20 protein-coding genes are annotated in these 23,461 nt (G+C 44.6%); 5 read left to right on the forward strand and 15 right to left on the reverse strand.

The window, feature by feature from the left end:
• Positions 1–204 precede the first annotated feature (204 nt).
• Positions 205–2,259, forward strand: a complete 2,055-nt coding sequence (locus V7Q13_RS11095; RefSeq protein WP_333800750.1) for an ATP-binding protein — start codon at positions 205–207, stop codon at positions 2,257–2,259.
• Here V7Q13_RS11095 and V7Q13_RS11100 read toward each other — a convergent pair.
• From V7Q13_RS11100 to V7Q13_RS11140, 9 genes are all read right to left on the reverse strand, one after another.
• Entirely contained in the window at positions 2,256–2,888 is a 633-nt protein-coding gene (locus V7Q13_RS11100; RefSeq protein ID WP_333800751.1) for a response regulator transcription factor, read from the reverse strand. The two genes, V7Q13_RS11095 and V7Q13_RS11100, sit on opposite strands and share 4 nt — an antisense overlap.
• 167 nt (positions 2,889–3,055) lie before the next feature.
• Positions 3,056–3,421, reverse strand: a complete 366-nt coding sequence (locus tag V7Q13_RS11105) for a hypothetical protein (protein WP_333800752.1) — start codon at positions 3,419–3,421, stop codon at positions 3,056–3,058.
• Position 3,422: 1 nt separating this feature from the next.
• The gene (locus tag V7Q13_RS11110; RefSeq protein ID WP_333800753.1) at positions 3,423–3,797 is read right to left on the reverse strand and encodes a hypothetical protein; all 375 of its coding nucleotides are present in this window, start codon (positions 3,795–3,797) and stop codon (positions 3,423–3,425) included.
• Between the two features lie 102 nt (positions 3,798–3,899).
• Positions 3,900–4,649, reverse strand: coding sequence for a tetratricopeptide repeat protein (locus V7Q13_RS11115; protein WP_333800754.1), 750 nt, complete (start codon positions 4,647–4,649; stop codon positions 3,900–3,902).
• Between the two features lie 93 nt (positions 4,650–4,742).
• A complete protein-coding gene (locus V7Q13_RS11120) occupies positions 4,743–5,435 on the reverse strand; it encodes a DUF4240 domain-containing protein (RefSeq protein WP_333800755.1) in 693 nt (230 codons plus the stop codon).
• A 112-nt stretch (positions 5,436–5,547) separates the two neighbouring features.
• Positions 5,548–5,994, reverse strand: coding sequence for a hypothetical protein (locus tag V7Q13_RS11125; RefSeq protein WP_333800756.1), 447 nt, complete (start codon positions 5,992–5,994; stop codon positions 5,548–5,550).
• Between the two features lie 128 nt (positions 5,995–6,122).
• Complete coding sequence (locus V7Q13_RS11130) at positions 6,123–6,587, reverse strand: hypothetical protein (protein ID WP_333800757.1); 465 nt, start codon at positions 6,585–6,587, stop codon at positions 6,123–6,125.
• Between the two features lie 265 nt (positions 6,588–6,852).
• A complete protein-coding gene (locus V7Q13_RS11135) occupies positions 6,853–7,611 on the reverse strand; it encodes a DUF2321 domain-containing protein (protein WP_333800758.1) in 759 nt (252 codons plus the stop codon).
• A 203-nt stretch (positions 7,612–7,814) separates the two neighbouring features.
• Entirely contained in the window at positions 7,815–9,557 is a 1,743-nt protein-coding gene (locus tag V7Q13_RS11140) for a DUF262 domain-containing protein (protein ID WP_333800759.1), read from the reverse strand.
• Positions 9,558–9,783: 226 nt separating this feature from the next.
• Between V7Q13_RS11140 and V7Q13_RS11145 the strand changes: the two genes are divergently transcribed.
• Positions 9,784–11,139: a neutral/alkaline non-lysosomal ceramidase N-terminal domain-containing protein gene (locus tag V7Q13_RS11145; protein WP_333800760.1), complete on the forward strand. Its 1,356-nt coding sequence runs from the start codon at positions 9,784–9,786 to the stop codon at positions 11,137–11,139.
• A 149-nt stretch (positions 11,140–11,288) separates the two neighbouring features.
• Positions 11,289–14,714, forward strand: coding sequence for a DUF2723 domain-containing protein (locus V7Q13_RS11150; protein WP_333800761.1), 3,426 nt, complete (start codon positions 11,289–11,291; stop codon positions 14,712–14,714).
• 55 nt (positions 14,715–14,769) lie between these two features.
• Here the strand turns inward: V7Q13_RS11150 and V7Q13_RS11155 are convergent, their stop codons facing one another.
• Positions 14,770–15,210: a methyltransferase family protein gene (locus V7Q13_RS11155; RefSeq protein ID WP_333800762.1), complete on the reverse strand. Its 441-nt coding sequence runs from the start codon at positions 15,208–15,210 to the stop codon at positions 14,770–14,772.
• A gap of 79 nt (positions 15,211–15,289) precedes the next feature.
• Here V7Q13_RS11155 and V7Q13_RS11160 point away from each other — a divergent pair, with 79 nt between their 5' ends.
• The gene (locus V7Q13_RS11160) at positions 15,290–16,387 is read left to right on the forward strand and encodes a vWA domain-containing protein (protein ID WP_333800763.1); all 1,098 of its coding nucleotides are present in this window, start codon (positions 15,290–15,292) and stop codon (positions 16,385–16,387) included.
• Between the two features lie 118 nt (positions 16,388–16,505).
• Complete coding sequence (locus V7Q13_RS11165; RefSeq protein ID WP_333800764.1) at positions 16,506–18,050, forward strand: magnesium chelatase; 1,545 nt, start codon at positions 16,506–16,508, stop codon at positions 18,048–18,050.
• Positions 18,051–18,139: 89 nt separating this feature from the next.
• Here the strand turns inward: V7Q13_RS11165 and V7Q13_RS11170 are convergent, their stop codons facing one another.
• The 5 genes from V7Q13_RS11170 to V7Q13_RS11190 all read right to left on the reverse strand — a co-directional run bounded on the left by V7Q13_RS11170 (position 18,140) and on the right by V7Q13_RS11190 (position 23,279).
• Complete coding sequence (locus tag V7Q13_RS11170) at positions 18,140–19,036, reverse strand: bestrophin family protein (protein WP_333800765.1); 897 nt, start codon at positions 19,034–19,036, stop codon at positions 18,140–18,142.
• Positions 19,037–19,053: 17 nt separating this feature from the next.
• Positions 19,054–20,490, reverse strand: a complete 1,437-nt coding sequence (locus V7Q13_RS11175; protein ID WP_333800766.1) for an SDR family oxidoreductase — start codon at positions 20,488–20,490, stop codon at positions 19,054–19,056.
• 169 nt (positions 20,491–20,659) lie between these two features.
• Positions 20,660–21,742 carry a Gfo/Idh/MocA family oxidoreductase gene (locus V7Q13_RS11180; protein WP_333800767.1) on the reverse strand — a complete coding sequence of 361 codons (1,083 nt, stop codon included), beginning with the start codon at positions 21,740–21,742 and terminating at the stop codon, positions 20,660–20,662.
• Between the two features lie 154 nt (positions 21,743–21,896).
• Positions 21,897–22,691, reverse strand: coding sequence for a DUF2452 domain-containing protein (locus V7Q13_RS11185; RefSeq protein ID WP_333800768.1), 795 nt, complete (start codon positions 22,689–22,691; stop codon positions 21,897–21,899).
• 81 nt (positions 22,692–22,772) lie between these two features.
• Complete coding sequence (locus V7Q13_RS11190; RefSeq protein WP_333800769.1) at positions 22,773–23,279, reverse strand: GAF domain-containing protein; 507 nt, start codon at positions 23,277–23,279, stop codon at positions 22,773–22,775.
• Between the last annotated feature and the right edge of the window lie 182 nt (positions 23,280–23,461).

A 23,461-nucleotide genomic window follows, 5' to 3' on the forward strand; every position in this document is an offset into this window, starting at 1 on the left:
GCGGGTATTTGATGTTGTGCATAACAGCTATATAAAAGAGTAGCCATCCTGCGGTTAATCAGGACTGCACAAAGTTGTTTCTCACCTGCGACTGCTGCAATACAGGTTCTTGTACATTTTGTCTATAGGGAAACCTGTATTTTGATTTCGGGTTTCTTGAATAGCATTTTATTCTGCTACTTTTAGTTGATAAGCCATCGGTTCATGAAAGGCATTTTTCTTATTGCGGCGATTATTTTGCAAAGCCATTGTATGGCACAGCTGGCTGTAGATTCATTGCAGCTGGTGCTGCGTAATCGTAACTTACCAGAATCTACTCAGGTAAACACCCTGAACGAATTGGGCACTGCTTTTTGGAAAGCAGGCAACGATTCTCTTGCCTATATCCAACACCGGAAAGCCATTGCCATTGCAAAAAAGAGTGGCTTTTATCTGGGTGAGGCCAAGGCCCGCTTTCAGCTGGTACGTATGGAAATGGAGCATTTGGAAGATGTAACAACTGCTCACAAACATTTGGATACAACACTCATGCTGGCTAAGCAATACAATAATGATTGGATTGAAGCCATGACCTGTTTTCGAAAAGCACAACTGTATGCTTCCGGTTTTTATGAGCATTACGATACAGTACCCATTTTGTATGAAAGGGCAAGAGCATTGTTTGTAAGCAGTGGCGATAAAGCCATGGAAGGTTCTGTATATGTAGAACTCGGAACTTTTGTAGCTGCAGAAGGAAAGTATGCACAAGCTATAGACTACATGCTGAAGGGCAAGAAACTACAAGAAAGTACAGGAGATATAAAAGCACTCAGGGCCACCATTCCCAATCTTGGCACCATGTATCTCAATCTTAAAATGTACGATAAGGCATTGGCTACTTTCGACGAAGCCAGCAAGATAGCCCACCAGCTTAACGACAAAAGAGTGCTCGCCTTTATTGATTATCAAAAGGGCTTTTTATACAAAGAAAAAAAACAGTATGCGGATGCGCTGAAGTATTCATTGCAAGCAGTAAAGTTATTTGAGGAAGCGGGGGCGTTGCAAGTATTAACCAATGTGTATGCACGGGTAGCACAAATTTATTACTTGCAAAACAAACTCGATTCTGCGCTGAAGCTCAATAAATATGCAGATAGTTTATACTTTGCTCATGTTGGTATTGAAGAAACATTTTTCCATTACACCAATATGAATTTTGCCCGCATTTATTTGGCACAACAACGGTATGATAGTGCTATTTATTTTGCCACTATGGGAAGAGATACCCTTGAGCACACACAGGTATTACTGCCAGAAGAACTGTCTCTGTACAATGAGGTATTGGCAAAAGCATACGAAGCAAAAGGTAATTTTTCAAAAGCACTTTTCTATTACAAAGACTATAAAAAATGGTCAGACTCGCTATTAAATGATGAAACAAAGCAAAAAGTGCTGGCAGCAGGAATAAGTTACGATTTTGAAAAACTGCAGCAGGCCAGCGAATTAGATATCAGAAATCTGAAAGCAGAAAAAGTACGACAAACAAGAAACTTTCTGTTGGTTTTACTGCTGGCATTATTGCTTATTTTGGGTTTATTGCTTTGGAATTATCGTCAGATACGCAAAAAAAATAAAGCACTTATTGAGAAGCAGGCCGAAATAGAAAAGGCATTGTTCACCGGCCAAAAAATAGAACGAAAAAGACTGGCCGGCGAGTTGCATGATCATTTGAATACCCAACTGGCTGCTGTAAGGTGGTACCTGGAGGCAATGGATTTAAGTAATATGGAAGGGCATAATTTGAGCTTGCACAACCGAGTAATGCAAACAAGTGAAGAATTGTACCGCGACATGCGAATGATTTCTCACGTTTTATCGCCTGTAGCACTTGAAGATGATGATTTGCAGGGCGCCCTTGAAAAACTTGTTGTTCGAATGAATGAAAGTCAGCCTACACATTTCGAATTGCAATACCATGTACAAGACCAGCTTCCGGAAAAAGTAATTAGAGAATTGTACAGTATAGCGTTGGAGCTTACTGCAAATATTGCCCGCCATGCAGCTGCTACAAATGGATGGATTTCGATACAACAAACCCCCGATAATATACTTACGCTTTCTGTAGCTGATGATGGCAAAGGCATGCCGGCTCAGCAAACCTCAGATGGTATTGGCATTCAAAATGTGAGGCAACGGGCTGCCGATATTGGTGCTGTACTCCATATTGCTGATCGTAAGCCTGCGGGTACAATAATTTCCATTGAGATGCCTATGCGCTAAATCAATCCATTACGAATAGCAAACTTGGTAATACCGACTACATTTTTTACCTGTAATTTTTTGATGATGTTGTGCCGGTGTGTTTCAACAGTACCGGGGCTCAAAAACAACAAACGTGCTATTTCGGAAGAAGAAAATTCTTGCGCAATCAGTTTTACTACTTCTATTTCACGGGCTGTAAGCTGCGATGGCAACACTTTAGATTCTTCATCATCAGAAGGGTTCACCAACTCGTTCAATACTACATTGCTAATGTATTTTTCGCCATTGGCTACAGTACGTATGGCTTTTTCCAATTCAGTTTTACCGGCTCTCTTCAAAATGTATCCTGATATACCGGCATGAAAGGCAGACTTGATGAGCTGGTGATTTTCTTCTACCGTCAGCATCAAAATAGCCAGCTTTTTGTTTTGCATACGCAGGGCCGTAGTGAGTTCTATTCCATTTACATCTGGCATAGAAAGGTCTGTAATCAAAACATCAATGGCATGAGTTTCCAGGTGCTGCTGCATCGCTTTGGCATTGGTAAAAGTAGCCGTTACTTCCATGTTGCTCATGGTAGCAATAAGTAGTCCGAGGCTTTCAAGAATAATCGGATGGTCGTCGCATATTGCAATGCGTAAGGGCATACGGTGTATTGGATGGTGAGCCTGAAAGTACGGAATAAATACAATCAGCACAACCACAGTTAGTAGAGAGTAAAAACAGGAAGCGAACATTTTACCCGTCAACAAATGTTGAACCAATTGGCCGGTAGAAATGACAACTCATTTTAATTGGCTGATTACTGGCATACTCATGCCGCCACTTTTTCTGCCCTTCCTTTTCCAAATTTTTTAGACCACGGCGGACGCATTTTTAAAAAGGAAATGAAACAAACAATAAATACCAAAACAAAACTCCATGCTACTCCTTTCCAAAAACCGCCAAACTTGGGTATGCGTACAAAACTCTCAGCTGCAAATGCGGCGTACAAGCCTGCTACCGACCAATACATTCTTTTAAAATGTGTTTCATAGTCTTTGGGGCTTCTTATTTTTTTGAACATGGGTGCCATGCCTGCCACTAATGAAAAGGTAGACAGCAACGATAAATAATGAAACAACCCGAATTTGCCAAACAGCCTGTAAATGCCAAAAGAGGAGATGAGCAATACCGCCATACTAAGCACATACAAGTAACCTATTCTTTTGTGCAGAAGCGTTCCTTTTTTCATTTACGCAACGTCCCCTGCGGGAGACGTTGCTGGGAAGGAGTTCGTATTGCCAGCAAGGTCTCTTGAAAAGGACGTTGCGTTTGGATAGCAGATGTTGTATTGGCGTCGGGGTAACCATTTGCGCAACGTCCCCTGCGGGAGACGTTGCTGGGAAGAAACCCAGGAAGTCGATGAGGGTATTGTCGAGCTCTTGCTCCTGTGCATAGTGTGAATTCGTTTGCAGGCCAAACATGACTTTGCCCCACAGTCTTTTGAGCTGGTAAATGCCGGTGCTGCCGGTGTCTAAACGATCTGCTACTGCAATGGGGGAAGTTTCTTTCATGCGGCGGTAGTGGGTACGATGCCTGCAAATAAACAATCAAAAAATCTTGTGCCAGATGCAAACATTACTCAGGAGCCATCTTTTACCCGCTGTTCAATGTCTTTATTGCCCGGCTCCCGAATTGAAATACGATATCAGTTCCTTGAGGTCTTTGTCATCAGGAAACAAGGCCAACCCTTTGTCAAACATGGCTTTGGCCTTGGGCAGATCTTTGGTTTCCAACATATAATATTTGCTGAGCCAGGCGTATAACATGGCGTACTGTTTGTTCTTTACAGGAATGTCTGCCAGCTTTTTGAAAAAGGATTCTGTTTCGGCATATTTTTCATTTTTCAGGGCACAGTATCCTGCCCTGAAAATCACAGCAGTGTCTACCGGCGATGGGTCTAAACCATATTTGTAGATATCGTCATACACTTGCAAAGCATTTTTATAGTTCTTCAAAGCGTTGCCAAAACTTTTATTCTTCATAGAACTGTTGGCATAGGTTACAAACTCCGAATAAAACTTATTGAAAAGCTGGCGATACTCATGGCCAAATTCCTGCTGCAGCCATGTTTTCCCGTCTGATAATTCCATCAATTTCCGAATGGCTCTGTGCTGATTGGAGATACAATCATCGGGGAAAGAACTGTAGGGGCTCGTGTATTGTGCTTTTTTATAAATCTTGTACATCAACATCCACGCTTCAGCATTATCAGCGTACTTCACTTTTACAGCAGCATTAATCGCATTTATTGCATTAGTGATGTCGTCCCGGTCGTAGTATTGCTGTGCTGTTTGTAAATCGTTGGCATACAAATGGCCGGAGATGCAAGTCAATAGAGTGATAATCAGAAGTAGTTTTTTCATAAGCAGGAAAAGGGGAGATGCTTAGTGTAAATGATTGCTGATAGTTGTTTTTAGCAAGGGCACTTTAAAAATGACGTTGCTGGTGATTGAGCACTACTGCTCCCAACATTGTGCAAACAATTTAGGGCAAATTTTTCGCATGCTTTCCGGCTCATCTTCCTCCCAAGTAAATTGTATTTCCGGGTACTGACCTTCTTTGGTTTTGAAATGCTCATTATCAATAAAGTCATACAAATCTTTACCGGTTTTCTGTTGAAAGGCATCGTTAGCCACATACCAAAAATCTTCGAAGTCGTACATCTCTGCTTCTTCGTCTACTTCACTAATGAGGCTGTCGGGGTTGGCTTTGGCGGCATAATACACCGCTTTGCCTCTTGAGATTACCCAGTTTCTGAAATACTCAAAGCTATCATCGGAGCAGCCCTGGTTCATGATGTAAGCGGCACACCACATGTCGGATGTGTAAGTGTCGTAGAGCAGTTTATCGGTCCGCAACCTGAATCCAATCATTTGCTTGGGGGTAAGCTGGCCAATGGCTTTCACCAGATAGGCCGCTTGCTCATCTTGGTTGTGGCTGTTGCGCAGCGATTGGTCGATGATTAACCAATACAGCTCTTCGTCGAGCATGTCGGCGGTTTTGCTGAGTACGGTGGTGTCGACAAGCAATGGTTGGTCGCTGCTTTGTTTGTTGCCAAATAAACGATCAAAGAAACCCATATCAGAAGATGCTTTTGATGTACAAGAAGTGAATGTAAATATTGAAACGAAGAGTAATGACAGGCGCATGATGGAGTGTTTTTCATTTGCGCAACGTCCCCTGCGGGAGACGTTGCTGGGAAGGGAGTATTCATTCATCACAAGTGAGCCGCTGCAGCGGAGGGCTTGCGACAGTTGGGTTTCAATCAATCCAATGGCTTGGAATGCCATTTAATTTCAATTGTCGTTTTGCCAGGCTATCCAGCCATTTACTTGATAGCTTGTCCATAACCAAGCTCAATGGTCTTTTACCTTCAGCACCTTCGGCTCTTCGATGGCCCTCAATGGAGTCTGCAACCAAACGTTGATTGTCGAGTGTGGTTAAACTATCAATGAGTGTATAATCATTTTTGTTCAATATGGGTTCAGTGAACCCACTATGGTCTGTATAAATTATTTCACGGACAGCACTTGAATTGTTGTAGCTCTTTATCAATAGTTGTCGGAAGTAAGTCAACTTGAACTGGTTGATGTAAATCTCTTTGTATTGACGCTTCAGTGAAGATGTTCTTCGAGTGCTTTCGCAAGAAGTGCCAATCAAATAAGATGCTAATAGGAAGAAATATATAACAGTTCTTGTTTGCATCATGAATGGGGCTTTATATACAAACAACATCTTTTGAAAAGGACGTTGCGATTGGGCATTGGATGAATTACTGAAGTTAGGTCAATCATTTACGCAACGTCCCCTGCGGGAGTCGTTGCTGGGAAGAAAAATCAATAGTCTGTGATAATAATAGAGGAGAAAAAGAAGGCAAACTCTTTTTCAACCAGTCCCTTGAATTCAATTGGAAACTCAATTGTCATTGTAAAAAGACGGGAGGAGGTGTTGATATATTTCACAAGGCTGCCCTTCTGTTTTTCTTCCACCAAAAATGCAATTGATTCATGGTTGTCTGTTTTTTCTTTTTGGATGGTTTGTACAGTATTGGTTGGCTTCTTTAATTTTTGAATAAATGCATTTTCATCAATGACTTTATTCTTAATTGCTTTTTCAACTTCCATCACTAGAAATGTAAATCCGTCGGATGTTTTGCAGCCAATGTAGTAAGATGTTACGCCGTCGACCTTAACAGTGAAATCATTAAAAGGGAAGGGTAACAGCACTGAAAAGTGTCCTTCAGTTGATTTTGCAAAATATAAGCCATCGCTGTTTCTGATACTGTCTTGTAATCTGTGCATGGTTAGCGGAGATTGTGCTGACGACAGAAGGCATGTAGTAAGAATGATAAATAGGCTAGCGATGAATTTCATGTCAACTAATATTTCATTGAGTATTTACAGTTTTGCTGTATTTCTTATTGCCAGCAACGTCTCTTGAAAAGGACGTTGCGATTGGATAGCAGATGCTGTACTAGAGTCTGGTTAATCATTTACGCAACGTCCCCTGCGGGAGACGTTGCTGGGAAGGAACCGAGGCGGGGAGGGGGAGTTGTTGCCTTCAGGTTTAATGCCCTTTCGGTATAATGTTTACAATTACTTTGAAATCCTTGTCTTTTCTCGAGAGGTCATTTTGAATTCCCTTAGGATTGCTTACGTAGCCTTCAGGGTCATAAACAAAGCAATACAATGATTTGCAATCTGGATGCTTTTTGTAATGAGCGATGTCAATAATTAGTTGTTCACCAAGTTGTTTCGCCTTTAAACCTGCTCTTGTTTTTTTGATCTCAATAATAACTTGTTCATCTTTTAGAAGGAAGTCAGAACGTGTAGAACTACCTGCATAGCTGGGGTTCCACTCTTCTGGTCTAATATCGTCGAAATATATTTTTAAAAGTGAGTGTAATAGGTCTTGAACATCGTATTCATCCTCTATGTCTAAAGTCGGTCTATCAGCATGCCTCTGTCTTAGTTGCTTAGCTATTAAATGAAACCTGTCACACAGTAAGCCAATTAGGAAAAGTGCATCTTTTTCAACGTTTGTTGGCTTAGATAGCTCTTTTATTTTACGCTTCTTCTCTCTCCAAGGAAAGTTTGCACCGCAATTGTCACAAATGTCAGGTACAGAAGTTGTCGTGCCTGATAAATCGATGAAATTTTCGTAAATCATGTCACCCTTAATGTCTTTACCGCAAGAAGGGCATTGGTGAATTGTTTTTTCACCACAGGTCGTACAGAAGTTTTTACGGAATTGCGGAGAACTATAATACCTGTCTGTCGTCTGATGTCCATTTAAACAAACCTCTTGAGTGTCTTGTCTCGCCATAAGGAGCTACAATGTGTTTTGGTGTTCGATAAAAAATAGCAGGTAACGTTTCTGCGCTTGGCGTTCGTGAGGGATTTCAGGGCACAAAACTGTCAACCCAACACTAAAGTTGATTTGAAAAACTGCACTTGAATTTAAGCACTTAACCTCGCATGACGCCAAACGCATGTTGGGTGCTGGTGTTCTTGTCAGTCCGTTCATATTTAAAACTTTAACTCCGTTTCAAGTTTAGATTTTAACATATCCCATCTTTCATCAACAAATTCAATATATCTTGAAAAGTCTGTTATTTTTGGTAATATCTGCTTCTCATAATTGATTTTAGTTGTTTTCGCCCATTCTTCAAATGTTTTGTCACTCTTTGATTTGTTTTCGTTGCTGTCAAGCATTTGAAGATTTACTATCCCGTTAAAGCACCAATTGTCTGTGTAATAATGACCGTTTTCTTGCGTAAAATCAATACCCTGCTTTTTTAGGTTTTTTGCTGAAAACTGACTTATGGGAAATATGTGGTCTTTATTAAAGTCGTTATTCTTATAATCTAAATGCGGATATAATAAAGCAAGAATAGGGAAGGCGTATCTATCTTCATAAGTTGTGAGTAATAGATTTTCAATAGATTCATCATCCATTGTAATTGATTTTCTTGTCTTCGATAGCTTTTTAGCAATAGCTTGTGCAGGGAAAATTTCAGCACCTTTTTTCACTTTGTCTTTTACTACATCCCTTATTTGCTTAAGAACTGTGTCTGCTTGACCACCAAAGATTCTTTTCAACAAGACAGTATGAAACCAACGTTTTATAAGCTCTCTATCTTCTTTGTAGGCAACTTTTGAGGTAAACTGTTTTGTGCGATTACTTATAAATAAATAGTGAATAATTGGCAACAAAGCATTTTTTGAAGTTAAAGTTCTCTCGGCATATCCGAAGTCTCGAACAAGTTCGATTGCTTCAACAATTGCAGCTCTAATCCCATCCCAATTATCTTTGAACTCTTTAGCATTTGCAATAGAAAAGTTTGTAACTCTAAACTTAATATCATCACTGAAAATCAACAAGTATGCTCGAATTATTAAATCTTTGTCTATTACTATTTCTGTTGAGTCCCAAATTTCATCAATTAGATTATTAAACTCGTCCCGTGCTGAAACTGTCCGAGACGTCCAGCCTGATATTATAGTTGACATTATCAAGTCAGAATACGATAATTTTTCGCCACCGCTATTTATTCTAATGAAAATATTTAGGGCCTTGTCGTAGTCTTGCTCAAGTTCTAAATAGTAATTTATTAAAGTCTTTACGTGAATAACATCAAGTAGTTTAGATAGTGTATTGCTTATGTATTCGTTAGAATCCCATTCCTCTTTCTTAAGGAATTGGTTTAATTCAAAGGTTCCATTGAGAGTTAGGATTTTACCAACTTCAAACCATATTTTATCAGAGTTTTGTAGTTCTTCTTTTGTCAAAAATCGAAAATCGTATACTCTACCATCTTCATTCTCATCTTCGTCAATAGAATCTTCTGTTAGGCACAGATAAAGTTTTCTTGTTGGGATAGAGTGTTCGTTATCTTTCCAAGCGAAATTTTTCTTTTTGTAGGCATATGACCCCTTTAAGCCAATATACAAAGCTGTTAATCTTTGTTGTCCATCAAGAACGGCTTCAAAATCAGGAATTGAAGCAGTGTTTACTTCTTGGCAATGAGTGTTGTATTTTTCCCGATAAGTTTTTAATACGCTGTAATATCTATGGTCTGTCTTATTTTCCCCTTGTACTTTCCACATGAGCAACGATCCAATTGGATAATTTCTCATTAAACTGTCAAAAAGTAATTCTATTTGTCCTGCACTCCACACAAATTCTCTTTGTATGGCTGGAAGTAAATACTGGTTATAGTCGATTTTGTCAATTGCTTGCTTGATTGATATTGGTGGGTAGTAACTCATATTTTAATTTTATTTTATTCAATGTTTGGAGGTTCTTACACTTGCGCCCAACTCAAAAATAACCGACACTCGCCACATTTTCTACATTCATTATCAACCCTATTTTTAAAACAATCCGCATAGAATGTATTCCATGTAACGGTTGAAGGCTCGTCGAGATTAATCATGATGCAGCAGGTTTGATACATCTTCCTTTCCCTAACTTCATCCTTCCCAATTCCTCCCCATGCGTCGCTTCTTCAAAATTCTGTTTCGGGTCGTTATCACGGTGTTGGTATTGCTGCTGCTGGCGGTGCCCTTTGTGGTGCGGCGGGTAGATCGTACACCGTACGCCCAAACCGGTTGGTACCGGCAGATGATGCAGCGCCTCGATAGCCTGGCGGCTACGCATCCGCCGCCCGTAGCCGATACCGTGCTGCGGGTGGGCTATGCCAAGGTAAACATTACGCCCAAACATGCCGTGCCCACAGCGGGCTATGGCAAGCGGGAGGGCAGGCCCGTGCTGCAGGTACACGATAGTTTGTATGTACGCACCCTGTGGTTGCAGCAGGGCAATACCAAGGCCGCTATTGTGAGTGCCGATTTGCTCATTATTCCACCCGAGGTTTCACAACTGGTAAAGGCACAGGTGTCAGCCGCCGGTATCGAGTGGAACAATGTATTCATCGGTGCCACGCATACGCACAACAGCATGGGTGGCTGGGGCAAAAACTACATTGGTGAATTGTTTGCCGGCACTTACAATCAGGAGTTGGTCAACAATCTGGCGGCGCAAATCATTCAGAGCATGGCACTGGCAGCCAGGCATGCCACGGGTGCACAGCTGGTATACGAAGAACGGCAGGCACCACAGCTGGTGCGCAACCGGGTGCTGGGCGATTCGGCGCCCGAGTACCATGTGTTGCATTCATTGCAAGCCGTGTTGCATAGTGGCGAGACCGTGTCACTACACAGTTTTGCGGCCCATGCCACTACCTTGAGTGATTCGGTGATGCAACTCAGCCGCGATTATCCGGGTGCTTTGCTGGCACAGCTGGAGCAGCAGCAACCATTTGCCATGTACATGGCAGGTGCGGTGGGCAGCATGGGGCCGGTGGAGCCAGCGGGCAGCGATTGGCAGCAACTCTCATTCATGGCCAATGGTTTGGCCGATACATTGCAACATGGCGCATTCAAAAAAACGGTACCACTCGGCGATGTACTGTGGCCGGTAACACTGCCGCTAGAGCTACGGGAGCCGCAGTGGCGGTTTTCGCAAAACTGGTGTTTCCGGCATTGGTTGTGGAGCCGTTTGTATGGCGATTATCCGGCCGAAGTAAAAGCCCTGAAAATTGGCGACCTCTTACTGGTGGGCATGCCCTGCGATTTTGGTGGCGAACTGATGGCGCCGCTGCAAGCCTATGCACAGCAAAAGGGCAAACACCTGATGGTAACCAGTTTTAACGGTGGCTATTGCGGCTACATTACCCCCGACAACCGCTACGATGCCGAAGGCTACGAAACAAGGGTGATGAACTGGTTTGGCCCGGGCAATGGAGCGTATTTCAGCGAAGTGATACGCCGGCTGGTAGATATTATGTAAGCCTGCGGGTGGCGGTAATCAACTTTTAACGACTATCGGTGGGTAAATATGGTTTTGCCATTGCGGCCATTAACTATATTCGCCACCACTTTAAAACCAACGAGCAGCCCGGGGTTTGCCCCGGCTGTACATGCTAATCTGAATTGTATATGAAGTTTAACCGGTTGAACAACATTGTAGGTTGGATCGTGTTCCTCATTGCCAGCACCGTTTACATTATGACGGCCGAAAAAAATGGCAGCCTCTGGGATTGCGGCGAGTTTGTAGCCAGCTGTTTCAAATTGCAAATTCCGCACCCACCGGGTGCTCCCATGTTTGTACTCATTGGTCGTTTTTTCATCGTGTTGTTTGGTGATGATCCGGCTACCGCCGCTAAGGCGGTAAACATCATGAGTGCTCTGGCCAGCAGTTTCACCATTTTGTTCCTGTTCTGGACTATTACGCATTTTGCCCGTAAGCTGGTAAACCCCGTGGTAGAAACCATCAACGATACACAGGCCCTCACCATTATGGGTGCGGGTGTAGTGGGAGCGTTGGCTTATACATTCAGCGATTCATTTTGGTACAGCGCCGTAGAAGGCGAAGTATATGCGTTAAGTTCTTTCTTTACTGCCCTGGTATTTTGGGCCATGCTCAAGTGGGAGCATCAGGTAGATAAAGATGCCCGAACCGATGCAGGCACCGGCCATAGCAATGCCGACCGCTGGATTGTGTTCATCTTCTTCATGATGGGCCTTAGCATTGGTGTGCACCTGCTCAACCTGCTGACCATCCCCGCCATCGTAATGATTTATTACTTCAAGCGGTACAGCGTTACCAAGTGGGGTACATTCTGGGCATTTGTGATTGGTTGCGTTATCACTGGTGTGGTACAAAAGTTTGTGATTCAGTACAGCATCAAAGGCGCTGGACATTTCGATATTTTGTTTGTCAATGATTTTGGCCTGCCTTTCTTCAGTGGCTTCACATTTTATTTCGTGGTATTAGCAGGATTGATTTTCTGGGGCTTAAGGCTTAGTCGGAATTCTGAAATTGATTCGACTCATTTTGCAATTTGGCTAATAGTTTTTATTGGATTTATTGTTTTCCCCTTTTTTACGGGTGGAGAAATGCCAATCCGAGTTTTAAGACTTATTGTAATCATAGCATTAGGCTTGATTTCTGCATATTTTGGACATAAAAAAGTAGGACACTTTTTAAGGCTTGGTCTTTGGTGTTTCACTTTCATGCTGATAGGTTATTCAACCTACCTCACCACCATGATTCGCTCCAGCGCCGACCCCGGTGTGGATATGTATAACGTAGATAACCCCATGAGTTTGGTGGGCTATCTCGGTCGTGAGCAGTATGGCGATTTCCCGTTGGTATACGGACAAGTGTTTACAGCACAAAGCCGCAATACCAGCCGCGAAGAAGGTGCCATGCGGTATCAGAAAAGCAAAGAGAATTACATAGAGCTGGGCAATGATGTAAAAGAAGTGTATGACCCGGCCGATATGATGTTCTTCCCCCGTGTATGGGACCGCAGCAACGATCAGCAGCATGCCAACTACTACGCCGATGTGCTGGGTATTGGCCGCACCGACGACCCCAAAATGCAGAGCCCCGAAACCGGTCCCTACGAACGTCGTCCTACGTTTGCCGATAACATCCGCTTTTTTGTAGGCTACCAAACCTACTGGATGTACCTGCGCTACTTTATGTGGAACTTTGCCGGTAAGCAAAACGATGTGCAGGGCGTGTATGCCAGCAACGTACGGGATGGCAACTGGATTACCGGTATTTCATTTATCGATGACTTGATTTATGGCCCGCAAAGTGCCATGCCCGAAACGGCTAAAAACAACAAGGCCAACAACAAACTGCTGGGGCTTCCATTGATACTTGGTTTGTTTGGTTTGTTCTTCCAATACTACCGCCACCGCAAAGACTTTCTGGTAAACGGACTGCTGTTCTTCTTTACCGGTATGGCTATTGTGGTGTACCTCAATCAGGCGGGCAATCAGCCACGTGAACGTGACTATGCGTATGTGGGTAGCTTCTACGCGTTTGCCGTATGGATTGGTTTGGCCGTGCCGGCCTTTGTATTGCTGGCAAAAGAAAATGCGCTGAAGCTGTTGCAAAAAATATTGATTGGTGCCGGCGTGGTGTATTTGCTGGCAGCCATGAGCGGCTCTATTGCTACGCAAGATGGCAAAGCCTTTATTGGCCTGGCATTACTTGGTGTAGTGGGTACGGCTGTTGTAGCTGGTATTTTCTTTTTGCTGAAAGCATTGAAATCGGAAAAAGCCATTGCTACCGGAGCTTTTGCTATCACTTTGCTGGCGGCTCCTGCATGGATGGCCACGCAAGAGTGGGACGACCACGACCGTAGCAACAAAACCATGGCTCCCGATCTGGCGGTGGATTACCTCAACAGTTGTGCTCCCAATGCCATCCTGTTCAGCTTCGGCGATAACGATACTTACCCCTTGTGGTACGCACAGGAAGTGCTCGGCATTCGCCGCGATGTGCGGGTGATTAACTACAGCCTGTTGGGGATAGATTGGTACATCAACCAGCTGCGCTACAAGGTAAATGCCAGTGATGCCATGGATGTGATTTGGAGTGCCGAGCAAATTGAAGGCGACAAACTCAACTACGCATTGTACCAGCCACGTCCTGGCTACGAAGGCCCGCAAAACCTGTACAGCATTTTGAAAGATTGGGTAGGTACAGCAGATATGCAAAAAATGTACACCGAACAAGGTGAGCCATTGCCAATTTATCCAACCAATAGTTTTTACCTGCCGGTAGATATAAATCTGGTATTGAAAAACGGAACTGTAAAAGCAACCGATGCGGTGGTAGATACGGTACAGTTTCAGGTGCCCAAGCAAATCATGTTTAAAAATGATTTGGCGGTGTTGGCCGTTATTGCTTCTAATAATTTCAAGCGTCCTATTTACTTCACCAGCAAGTTTGATGAGTTGGGTTTCCAAAACTATTTGCGCCGCGATGGTATGACCTACCGCCTGGTGCCTGTTGCCGGTGATGAAGTGAATACCGAGTGGGCTTACGAAAAAATGATGAAGGAATTTAAGTTTGGCAATGCGGAAACACCGGGTGTTTATTTTGATGAAGAAAACCGCCGCCACCTCAATAACCTGCGTCAGGCTTATGCCGATGTGGCCATTAGCCTTTCTAATAAGGGTCAAAAGGATAGTGCACAAAAACTGCTGCAGCGGGTAGATAAAATGATGGACAGCACCAACATGCCGTATGGTTTAATCAGCCGGTATGCACTGCACAATCAAACCAGCCTCATGCTCATGGAAGCGGCCTACCGTGCAGGCGATGAAGCATTGGCACAAAAAATAGGCAATGCTGTTCGCAAAGAACTGAACGAAGAAATGGCCTACTTTGCTGCCATTGGCGATAAGCGTTTGGAAAGAATGCAGTTGGAGTTTCAGCGATCGCAAATGATGCTGCAAATGCTCGACCAAATGGAAGAAGTGCTGAAGCGTAGCAAGGCACCCGTGGTAGAAGGTCCTGTAAAAATTGGTGGCGACAGCAATGCGCAACCAGCTCAATAAGCAGTGAACAAACTGAATATGAAAAGCCCGCAGCCATCAGCTGCGGGCTTTTCATTTACCACACAAAAGGTATCAGTTTTTTTGTTCGTTGTCTGTATGCAGCATAGTCAGGAAAATGCTGGCACAAGAGTTTTTCTTCGTGTACCATTTTGCGTACAATAACCAGTAGCAACGTGATGGCAACAGCCAAACGCCAGTAGCTGCAATGAGCGGTAAGTATAGCTGCTGTGTACAGCAACACCGAACTGTAATACGGATGACGGATGTACGCAAAAATGCCGCTGCTGATGAGGGTGGCATTTCTTCTTGGCTCCGGAAATACGGTGAGTTTCGATTGGCGGAATGCATAAGTTGTTGCCAATGCTATAACCATAGCCAATGTAAAAAGTACGATGCCTGCAGTATTGGCCGGAATAAGCGGGCCGGTGTACATGAGTATGCCAATACAACTAAATTGCAGCAACACGAGTACAGTAGAAAGAAGACTAATTTTCATGTCAATTTTCGGTTATCGCAACAACCATTGCGCCGTTGCTGTGTTATTTTCAGGTAATTTAGAGCAAAAGCGTTCATCCATGAAGGGGCATCGGTTTTTGAAGTTTGAAGAAGGCGCAGATGGGAAAAGTAAATTCGATCAACTGCTGGATATTTTTATGCAAATGCTTACCTACACCAATGGTGATGTGAGTGAAGCATTGAACTGGATGAATGAGATAGACCGCAAGTTTGAGCTCACCGATTCCGAATACGGCATGGGCGATTTTATAGATGACCTGAAAGAACGGGGCTACATCTCCGAAGACCCGGAAAAAGGCAACATCAGCATTACACCAAAAACAGAACAAAGCATTCGCAAACGCAGCCTTGAAGAAATTTTTGGTAAGCTCCGTAAAACAAAGTCGGGCAACCACCAAACGTTTAAGCCTGGTGTTGGTGATGAAATAAATCCGGAAACCAAACCCTTCCAGTTTGGTGACACACTGGAGCAAATCGATTTTACCGAAAGCATTCGCAACGCACAAATCAACCACGGCATCGAACGTTTTCAAATGCATGAAGATGATTTGCACATCCGTGAAACGGATTTTAAAACGCAAACATCTACCGTACTGATGATTGATATCAGCCACTCCATGATTTTGTATGGCGAAGACCGCATCACCCCGGCCAAAAAAGTAGCCATGGCATTGAGTGAACTCATCACCACCAAGTATCCGAAAGACACATTGGATATTGTAGTGTTTGGCAACGATGCATGGACGGTAGAAATAAAAGAACTGCCTTACCTGCAAGTAGGACCATACCACACCAACACGGTGGCGGGTATAGAGCTGGCCATGGAACTGCTGCGCAAAAGAAAAAATCCGAACAAGCAGATATTTATGATAACCGATGGCAAGCCTACCTGTTTGAAAATCGGGAAGCGGTATTACAAAAACAGTTTCGGCATCGACCGTAAAATTTTCAGTCGTTGCCTCAATCTGGCCGCCCAATGCAAGAAGTTGAAAATACCGATCACTACATTTATGATTGCGACCGACCCTTATTTGCAGCGCTTTGTAACAGAGTTTACAGAAACCAATAATGGCAAAGCCTTCTTTGCATCACTCGACAATCTTGGCGCTTTCATCTTCCGCGATTTTGAAAGTGGCAGAAGGAAGACGCTTTACTAGTAAAGTTTGCAGTTAGCAGTTTGCAAGCAACAAGGAAGACGAATCACCAAAAAAGGAATTAACAAACAATAGAATATATCAGACATCAGACATCGTATATCAGACATCAGACATCATTATGAGTAACCATCCCAACATAGCCACCATTGGCCAACTCAAAGCCAGCGGTTATCAACCGAAGAGCATCAAGCAAGAAATCAGGGATAACCTGATTCAGAAAATACAAAACAAGCAAGAAACATTTCCCGGCATTTTGGGCTATGAAGACAGCGTTATTCCGGATACGGAAAGAGCCTTGCTGAGCCGCCACAACATACTGTTTCTCGGTTTGCGTGGCCAAGCCAAAACCCGCATGGCACGCCAAATGATTGACCTGCTGGATGAATACATTCCCGTTGTAGCCGGCAGCGATATCAACGATGATCCGTTGAATCCGCTGAGCAAATACGCCCGTGACCTCATTTATGAAAAAGGCGACGATACACCGGTGGAATGGATTCACCGCAGCCAACGCTATGGCGAAAAGCTGGCCACGCCTGATGTAAGTGTGGCTGATTTGATTGGCGATATCGATCCCATTAAAGCCGCCAACCTTAAGCTGAGTTTTGCTGATGAACGGGTGTTGCACTACGGTATCATTCCACGTAGCAACCGATGCATTTTCGTGATTAACGAGCTGCCCGATTTGCAAGCCCGTATACAGGTAGCGTTATTCAATATTTTGCAGGAAGGCGATATACAGATTCGTGGTTTCAAACTACGGTTGCCACTGGATATTTTGTTTGTGTTTACCGCCAACCCAGAAGATTACACCAACCGTGGCAGCATTGTTACACCGCTCAAAGACCGTATCGAAAGCCAGATTCTGACGCACTATCCACGCAGTATCGAAACTGCTTTGTCCATTACCGAACAAGAAGCAGCCATCTTACCACAACAAGCTGAGAAAGTTGCCGTGAGTGATTTGGTGAAACGATTGATTGAGCAAATTTCTTTCGAAGCCCGCAGCAGCGAGTTTGTAGACAAGAAGAGTGGTGTATCTGCACGTTTGACCATTTCTGCATTGGAAAATGCGTACAGCACCGCAGAGCGTAGGGCCATCATTCACAATGAACCTGCCACACAAGTGTGGATCAGCGATTTAGTAGGTATCATTCCTTCCATCACCGGTAAAATAGAATTGGTGTACGAAGGAGAGCAGGAAGGGCCCTATCAGGTGGCTGTGAACTTGTTGGAAAAAGCTATGCGTTCTGTGTTTGTACAATACTTCCCCAATCCGGATGCGTTAAAAAAACGCCGTAACACCGGTAAGCCTTCGCAGCAAGGCAAAGAAGAAGAGAATCCGTACAAGGCTATTGTGAACTGGTTTGATGCCGGCAATAAAATTGATTTGTTAGTGGATGCCAGCGACCGCGAAAAGATGAATCAACTCTATCAGGTGAGTGGACTACATGCATTGGTGACAAAATTGTTTAACCGAAGCGATGAAATGGAAACGGCATTGCTCATGGAATTTGTATTGCACGGTTTGGCCTCGTATTCTCTCATCAGCAAAAAAACACTGGATGGCAAAATTGAATTCAAAGACCTGATGGGCAGTATGCTCAACTTTGGCGGCAACTTATATGACAATGAAGAATTGTCGGAAGATGATTTTAACTAATCTATCGTTCTCATCATCCCCGGCAATAGTCGGGGATGATTTTTTATAGCTACTATGTCGCTCAGATTTTGTGCAGCAATCCCAATCCGTTATTTACTTGAAGGCAGGCTAATTACATCGTACACATTGTTTCGGATGTTGTCGGCCATCTTGTCCATGGGCAGGTCGTTGGTATCGGTACCAAACGGGTCTTCAATTTCTTCAGCAATCAACTCCAAACTAGCCAGTACATAAAAAATAAATACTACTACTGGTATGGCAATCCAACCAAGGGTAAAGGCAAAACCCAATGGCAACGTAGCTACATATACTGCAATAAACTTTTTAATAAAGCTGCTGTAAGAGTAGGGTATGGGTGTGTTTTTGATGCGTTCGCAAGCACCACAAACCACCATGAGTGATTGCAACTCTGCATTGATTGTTATCAGTTGCTCACCGGTAATGCGCTGTTGCTGATACAACTGCTGAATTCTTTTTTGCAACGCCAAACTAAACTGCAGCGGCATGTGCTTGTTGCGGTCGAAAGCCGCCAGCTCCGGATGTTCTGTTTCATCCAACGCATAGCGTGTACTGTCTTTTTGCAAATGCAATTGCAGTTCCTTCGGAAAAAGTCCCAGCATTTTGCGGCAGTAATTGCGGTTGTCGAAATCATCGGCAGGTAGCATACTATCCAGTTTGATAGCAAGGTTGCGACAATTGTTGACCAAGCTGCCCCACAGTTTGCGGCCTTCCCACCAACGGTCGTAAGCGCTGTTGGTACGAAACACCAGCAGCATGGAAATAGCAAAGCCCAGCAATTGGTGCATGATGGGAATATTTTTTACATATGCCTGATTCGCCAGTTTCAGGTAATGCATTTCCAGCCAGGCCACACCGCCGGTGTACAAGGCCAGCAGTATAAGCATGGGCAATAGTTTGCGAAATGTATCGGCCTTATGAAATTGAAACAATGGTTTCAACCAGTCTTTCGAATTGTAGTACTGCATGCTGCAAAGTAATGGGCCTATGGTTTAAACGAAATCAAATTGTTGGCCATGCCATTAAAAATGAACACATGAAAAGGCAATACGCTGTACCAATACAACCTGCCCCACACGCCCTTTGGACGAAACGTGGCGGTTTGTCGCAGGTAAAGCTGGTTGTTCTTTTTCATGAGTTTGAATTCGAGCCATGCTTCGCCGGGTAGTTTCATTTCTGCAAAAAGCAAGAGCCGCTTTTCTTGTTTGTCGGCAATGAGTACCCGCCAAAAATCGAGTGCATCGCCGGCGTTAATTTCATTTGGATGGGTGCGACCCCGGCGAAGGCCCACACCACCCGCCAACTTATCCATAAAGCCACGAATGCGCCACAACACATTGCCATAATACCAGCCCCTTTTGCCGCCAATACTCCAGATATTGTCGAGTACCTGTGCTTCTTTATCACCCACTTTCCGCCATTTGATGTCGTGAAAACAACCGTGCTTGGGCACTTCCACCTGCATCATTAGCTGCGGCGAAGTATTGCTGGCACTAAAGGAATCAATCCAACTACTAATCACCATGTGTTGCTCAATACGCTGAAAAGCCATGGTAACGGCTGTTGTATAGGGGATGAGTTCAATCTGCAATTCTTCAGCCAGTTTATTAGGGCTGGCAATCACATTCACCTTCATGCTATCCACCAGATTTTTAGCCAGCGGGTAACTGGTAGCAGTCACAAAATACAGCCAGTTGCTCGATAGTCTTGGTGTCATGATGGGCACAGTAATGATGGTTCGGTGCAGCTTTCGTACAGCTGCAAATTGCAACAGCATTTGTTTGTAGGTGAGTATGTCGGGCCCGCCAATATCATAATGATGATGGTAGTATACAGGTTGCAACATTACGCCACACAAAAAATGAATGACATTGCGAATAGCAATGGGTTGGCACAACGTGTTGAGCCATTTGGGAGCAATCATCACCGGTAGTTTTTCTACCAGGTCGCGGATGATTTCGAAGCTGGCACTGCCCGACCCCACAATGATGCCTGCCCGTAGTGTGGTGAGTGGTACACGGCTGCTGCCCAAGATTTTTTCTACCCGTAGCCGGCTTTCGAGATGGGAACTCAGCTGCGTTTCATTGACAATGCCGCTCAGGTAAATGATTTGCTGACACGTTGTTGTATTGATATAATCCACAAAATGTTGCGCAGCAGCACTTTCGCTCTGCGAAAAATCGCCGTTGGCACTCATGGAGTGTACCAGGTAAAATGCGACGTCTATGGAGTGGGGTAAATGTGCAAGTGAAGCAGGTTGCAACAAGTCGGCTTCATAAATAGGCATGCGGTCGTGTGCATTCGCTTCTTCAAAACGGGCGGCGTTTCTTACCACGGCATGTATGCTGTGGCCGGCTTCCAGCAATACCGGAATTAATCGCTGCGCAATGTAGCCGTTAGCACCCGTTACCAAAATTTCCATTGGGGTAAGTTACCGCATTTCCCCACAGCATGGGGTTGAAATGATGGGACGCGGATAGGCAGGATGAAACGGATTTTCGCAGATATCAAAAGATTTCTCCGTGCCCTCCTTAACTCTCCCGCCTGCTGCGGGACAAGTTGTGTGAAATAATTGCCGAAGGCAAAAGCTCCTACAGTCCGAACGGATATGTTTCATCCATCAAGCCACTCACTGGTAGCGTCCGTTTTTCGGCACTGCTTTGCAAGGCCAGTTCAATGATGCGAATGGTATTGTAGCCATGTGCCGGTTTTTCCCGTAAGGGGGCACCATGCACTATACTGTTGTACAAATTGCGGTAATAGTCGCCAAAATTGCCGGCCATGCTCGGCAGCAATTGCCGGATAACTGTTCCGTTCTGCTCCGTATGTAGCAGGCCTTCGTTGCCGGCAGGCTCAAGCCCCCAATCATCGCCGGTAGGCAAATGACCTTCTTTCAACAAAGCTTCCTGTGGGTCGTCGCCGCTTTTGATGTAAGAGCCAAGGGTGCCATGCAACATATATCGGGGACCCATTTCCCGAACCAGCATGCCTGATTTCAGAATGACACGGGTAAAATCATAATCGAGACGGATATCGAAGTAGTCATCGATGCGGGCATGGGGGCGCTGCATTTTTACAGTAGCCGTTATTTCTTTCGGCAAGCCAAACAGGCACAGCGCCTGATCGATGAGGTGGGAGCCGAGGTCGTACAGAATGCCGCTGCCGGGTTTAGGCTCTTCCCGCCAGGCATTGGCTTTTGCCTCGGGGCGGTACCGGTCGAAGTGGCATTCGTATTCATGCACCGACCCAAGTGTTTGCTGCTGCAGCAATTGTACAATGGTGCGGAAATCGCTGACATAGCGACGGTTGTGGTACACACTCAGTATGGTGCCGGCCTGTTGAGCCGCTTCTACCAACTGGCGGGCTTCATCGCTGGTATTGGTAAATGGTTTTTCCAACACCACATGCTTGCCAGCCGCCAGTGCCTGCAAGCTGTAGGGAAAATGCGTTTCGTTGGGCGTTGTCACAACCACCACATCCACGGCTTGGTCTTGCAGTAAATCGTAGAAATTGCGATAGGTAATGATGCCGGGATACTTGGCAGCGGCCAAATCAGTCCGGCGTTCTACCACCGCATGCAGCCGAAAACCGGGAAGGGTAGTTACAAAAGGGGCATGAAATACCTGCGCCGACATGCCAAAACCTACAATACCAACGTTGAGCGTTTTTTCCATGGGGCCGAAGTTCGGAAGTTCCTGGGTTCACAAGTTCCACAAGTTTTCGAGTTCACAAGTTCCAATGTTCACAAGTTCCAGCGTTCACTAGTTGGAATCTGCAATTAATAGAAGTTGAATTAGACATCCCAAACCTGACATCGTACATCTGACATCAAATTTCCACTTCCACCCAGGTATGGTCAGCCAGTAGCTTCACGGCGGATATGAATTGTTTGAAAGGACCGCTGCCGCCCCATTCTTTCGGACTGACCAGACTAAGCAAGTGATTGCCGTCCTTCTTTTCGTACATGTAATAGGTTTGGCCAATCACCGGCTGAAAACTCAATCTGGCATCGTAAATCATCAGGGAGAGTTCTTTGCGTTTGCGCAACTCCTGAGCCTGTTTGGCCAAAAGTTCAATCTGCTGCCGAATTTGATCCAGCTGCATGTCGGTTTGCTGCTCCATGGCCAGCAGGGCCTTGTGTTTGATAACGCCTTCTTCGGTGGGCTTAATGGCGACACTGCCCACGGAGGAAGCATAGGGCAACACACTCATTTGCTTGTGGTACATCTCCACGTTGGTAAACGGAGTGCCATCTGGTTGGATGCCGGTTTGTGTAATTTTCAGGTAGCCATTGGGCATAATTTCCTTCACAACGGTCAGTACAGTTTGCTCCGCCTTCTGAAACTGTATTTCCAGACAGCTGGCATTTTTGAATTGCCCCAGTACACTGTCGGCCAAATCCTGATTGTCGAAAGGGTGCCACTCACCATCCGGCGTAAAACGGTATTCGCTATAGAAGGCGCCGTTGTCCTGCGCCACCCAGTTGGTGGTCACAATCAGCTGGTGCTGCTTGTTGTCGGTTTCCATTTTGTAGTTGCCACTTTTTGGGGCCATGCCAAACTGGAAATCACATTTTTCAGGAAAGAGTTGCCACGCAGCCAGAAAATTATATGCTTGAACCATGACTTGTGTAAACAGTATCCATCTTATTGACAATCATTGTTTTAAAAAGCATGTCGAATTCGATGGTAGATGAAAATGATGCTATGAAACCAGACCAGATGATTGATTTTCTGGCCACGGTATATAGGTTACAATTTCCTCCAGGTATTGTTTGTCGGTTTCGTCAAAATGGTTGAGCAATTCACTGTCAACATCCAGCACCGCTACTACTTCTCCCTGCTTAATGACTGGCACCACAATCTCACTTTTGCTGGCACTGCTGCAGGCTATGTGTCCGGGAAATTGCTCTACGTCGGGTACAATCAGCGTCACGGCCTGTTGCCAGCTGCTGCCACATACGCCACGGCCTTTGCGGATGCGGGTGCAGGCTACCGGACCTTGAAACGGCCCGAGTACCAGTTCCTGTTCGCTATCAACGGTGTAAAAGCCCACCCACCACCAATCAAATTGCTCCTTGAGGGCGGCGGCTACATTGGCCAAATTGGCGACCAGATTGTTTTCACCTTCCAGCAACCCTTTGATTTGAGGAATCAGCGCCTCGTATTGTTCGGCTTTGCTTCCTTTTATGATGGTTAAATCCTCTGCCATTGTTTTATTTTTTGCCGGGCAAAGGTAGCTGGAAGCATGGGTAAACTACTGTGTATAAGTCGTGAATAAAATCGAAATTTTGGGGGAAGATTTCCCTGCATAAATTAATGCCAACGGGTATTTTTGGCAACTTGCCCCTTGTGGAGCCTGGGCGGCCAGCTGCCCAACAATACTGATTCAAA

The sequence above is a fragment of the Phnomibacter sp. genome (assembly GCF_036803085.1).
Taxonomy (GTDB): domain Bacteria; phylum Bacteroidota; class Bacteroidia; order Chitinophagales; family Chitinophagaceae; genus Phnomibacter.

Coding starts and splice junctions, on each gene's coding strand:
- V7Q13_RS11095 (WP_333800750.1), top strand. CDS start 205: ATGAAAGGCATTTTTCTTATTGCGGCGATTATTTTGCAAAGCCATTGT.
- V7Q13_RS11100 (WP_333800751.1), bottom strand. CDS start 2,888: ATGCCCTTACGCATTGCAATATGCGACGACCATCCGATTATTCTTGAA.
- V7Q13_RS11105 (WP_333800752.1), bottom strand. CDS start 3,421: ATGGCGGTATTGCTCATCTCCTCTTTTGGCATTTACAGGCTGTTTGGC.
- V7Q13_RS11110 (WP_333800753.1), bottom strand. CDS start 3,797: ATGAAAGAAACTTCCCCCATTGCAGTAGCAGATCGTTTAGACACCGGC.
- V7Q13_RS11115 (WP_333800754.1), bottom strand. CDS start 4,649: ATGAAAAAACTACTTCTGATTATCACTCTATTGACTTGCATCTCCGGC.
- V7Q13_RS11120 (WP_333800755.1), bottom strand. CDS start 5,435: ATGCGCCTGTCATTACTCTTCGTTTCAATATTTACATTCACTTCTTGT.
- V7Q13_RS11125 (WP_333800756.1), bottom strand. CDS start 5,994: ATGATGCAAACAAGAACTGTTATATATTTCTTCCTATTAGCATCTTAT.
- V7Q13_RS11130 (WP_333800757.1), bottom strand. CDS start 6,587: ATGCACAGATTACAAGACAGTATCAGAAACAGCGATGGCTTATATTTT.
- V7Q13_RS11135 (WP_333800758.1), bottom strand. CDS start 7,611: ATGGCGAGACAAGACACTCAAGAGGTTTGTTTAAATGGACATCAGACG.
- V7Q13_RS11140 (WP_333800759.1), bottom strand. CDS start 9,557: ATGAGTTACTACCCACCAATATCAATCAAGCAAGCAATTGACAAAATC.
- V7Q13_RS11145 (WP_333800760.1), top strand. CDS start 9,784: ATGCGTCGCTTCTTCAAAATTCTGTTTCGGGTCGTTATCACGGTGTTG.
- V7Q13_RS11150 (WP_333800761.1), top strand. CDS start 11,289: ATGAAGTTTAACCGGTTGAACAACATTGTAGGTTGGATCGTGTTCCTC.
- V7Q13_RS11155 (WP_333800762.1), bottom strand. CDS start 15,210: ATGAAAATTAGTCTTCTTTCTACTGTACTCGTGTTGCTGCAATTTAGT.
- V7Q13_RS11160 (WP_333800763.1), top strand. CDS start 15,290: ATGAAGGGGCATCGGTTTTTGAAGTTTGAAGAAGGCGCAGATGGGAAA.
- V7Q13_RS11165 (WP_333800764.1), top strand. CDS start 16,506: ATGAGTAACCATCCCAACATAGCCACCATTGGCCAACTCAAAGCCAGC.
- V7Q13_RS11170 (WP_333800765.1), bottom strand. CDS start 19,036: ATGCAGTACTACAATTCGAAAGACTGGTTGAAACCATTGTTTCAATTT.
- V7Q13_RS11175 (WP_333800766.1), bottom strand. CDS start 20,490: ATGGAAATTTTGGTAACGGGTGCTAACGGCTACATTGCGCAGCGATTA.
- V7Q13_RS11180 (WP_333800767.1), bottom strand. CDS start 21,742: ATGGAAAAAACGCTCAACGTTGGTATTGTAGGTTTTGGCATGTCGGCG.
- V7Q13_RS11185 (WP_333800768.1), bottom strand. CDS start 22,691: ATGGTTCAAGCATATAATTTTCTGGCTGCGTGGCAACTCTTTCCTGAA.
- V7Q13_RS11190 (WP_333800769.1), bottom strand. CDS start 23,279: ATGGCAGAGGATTTAACCATCATAAAAGGAAGCAAAGCCGAACAATAC.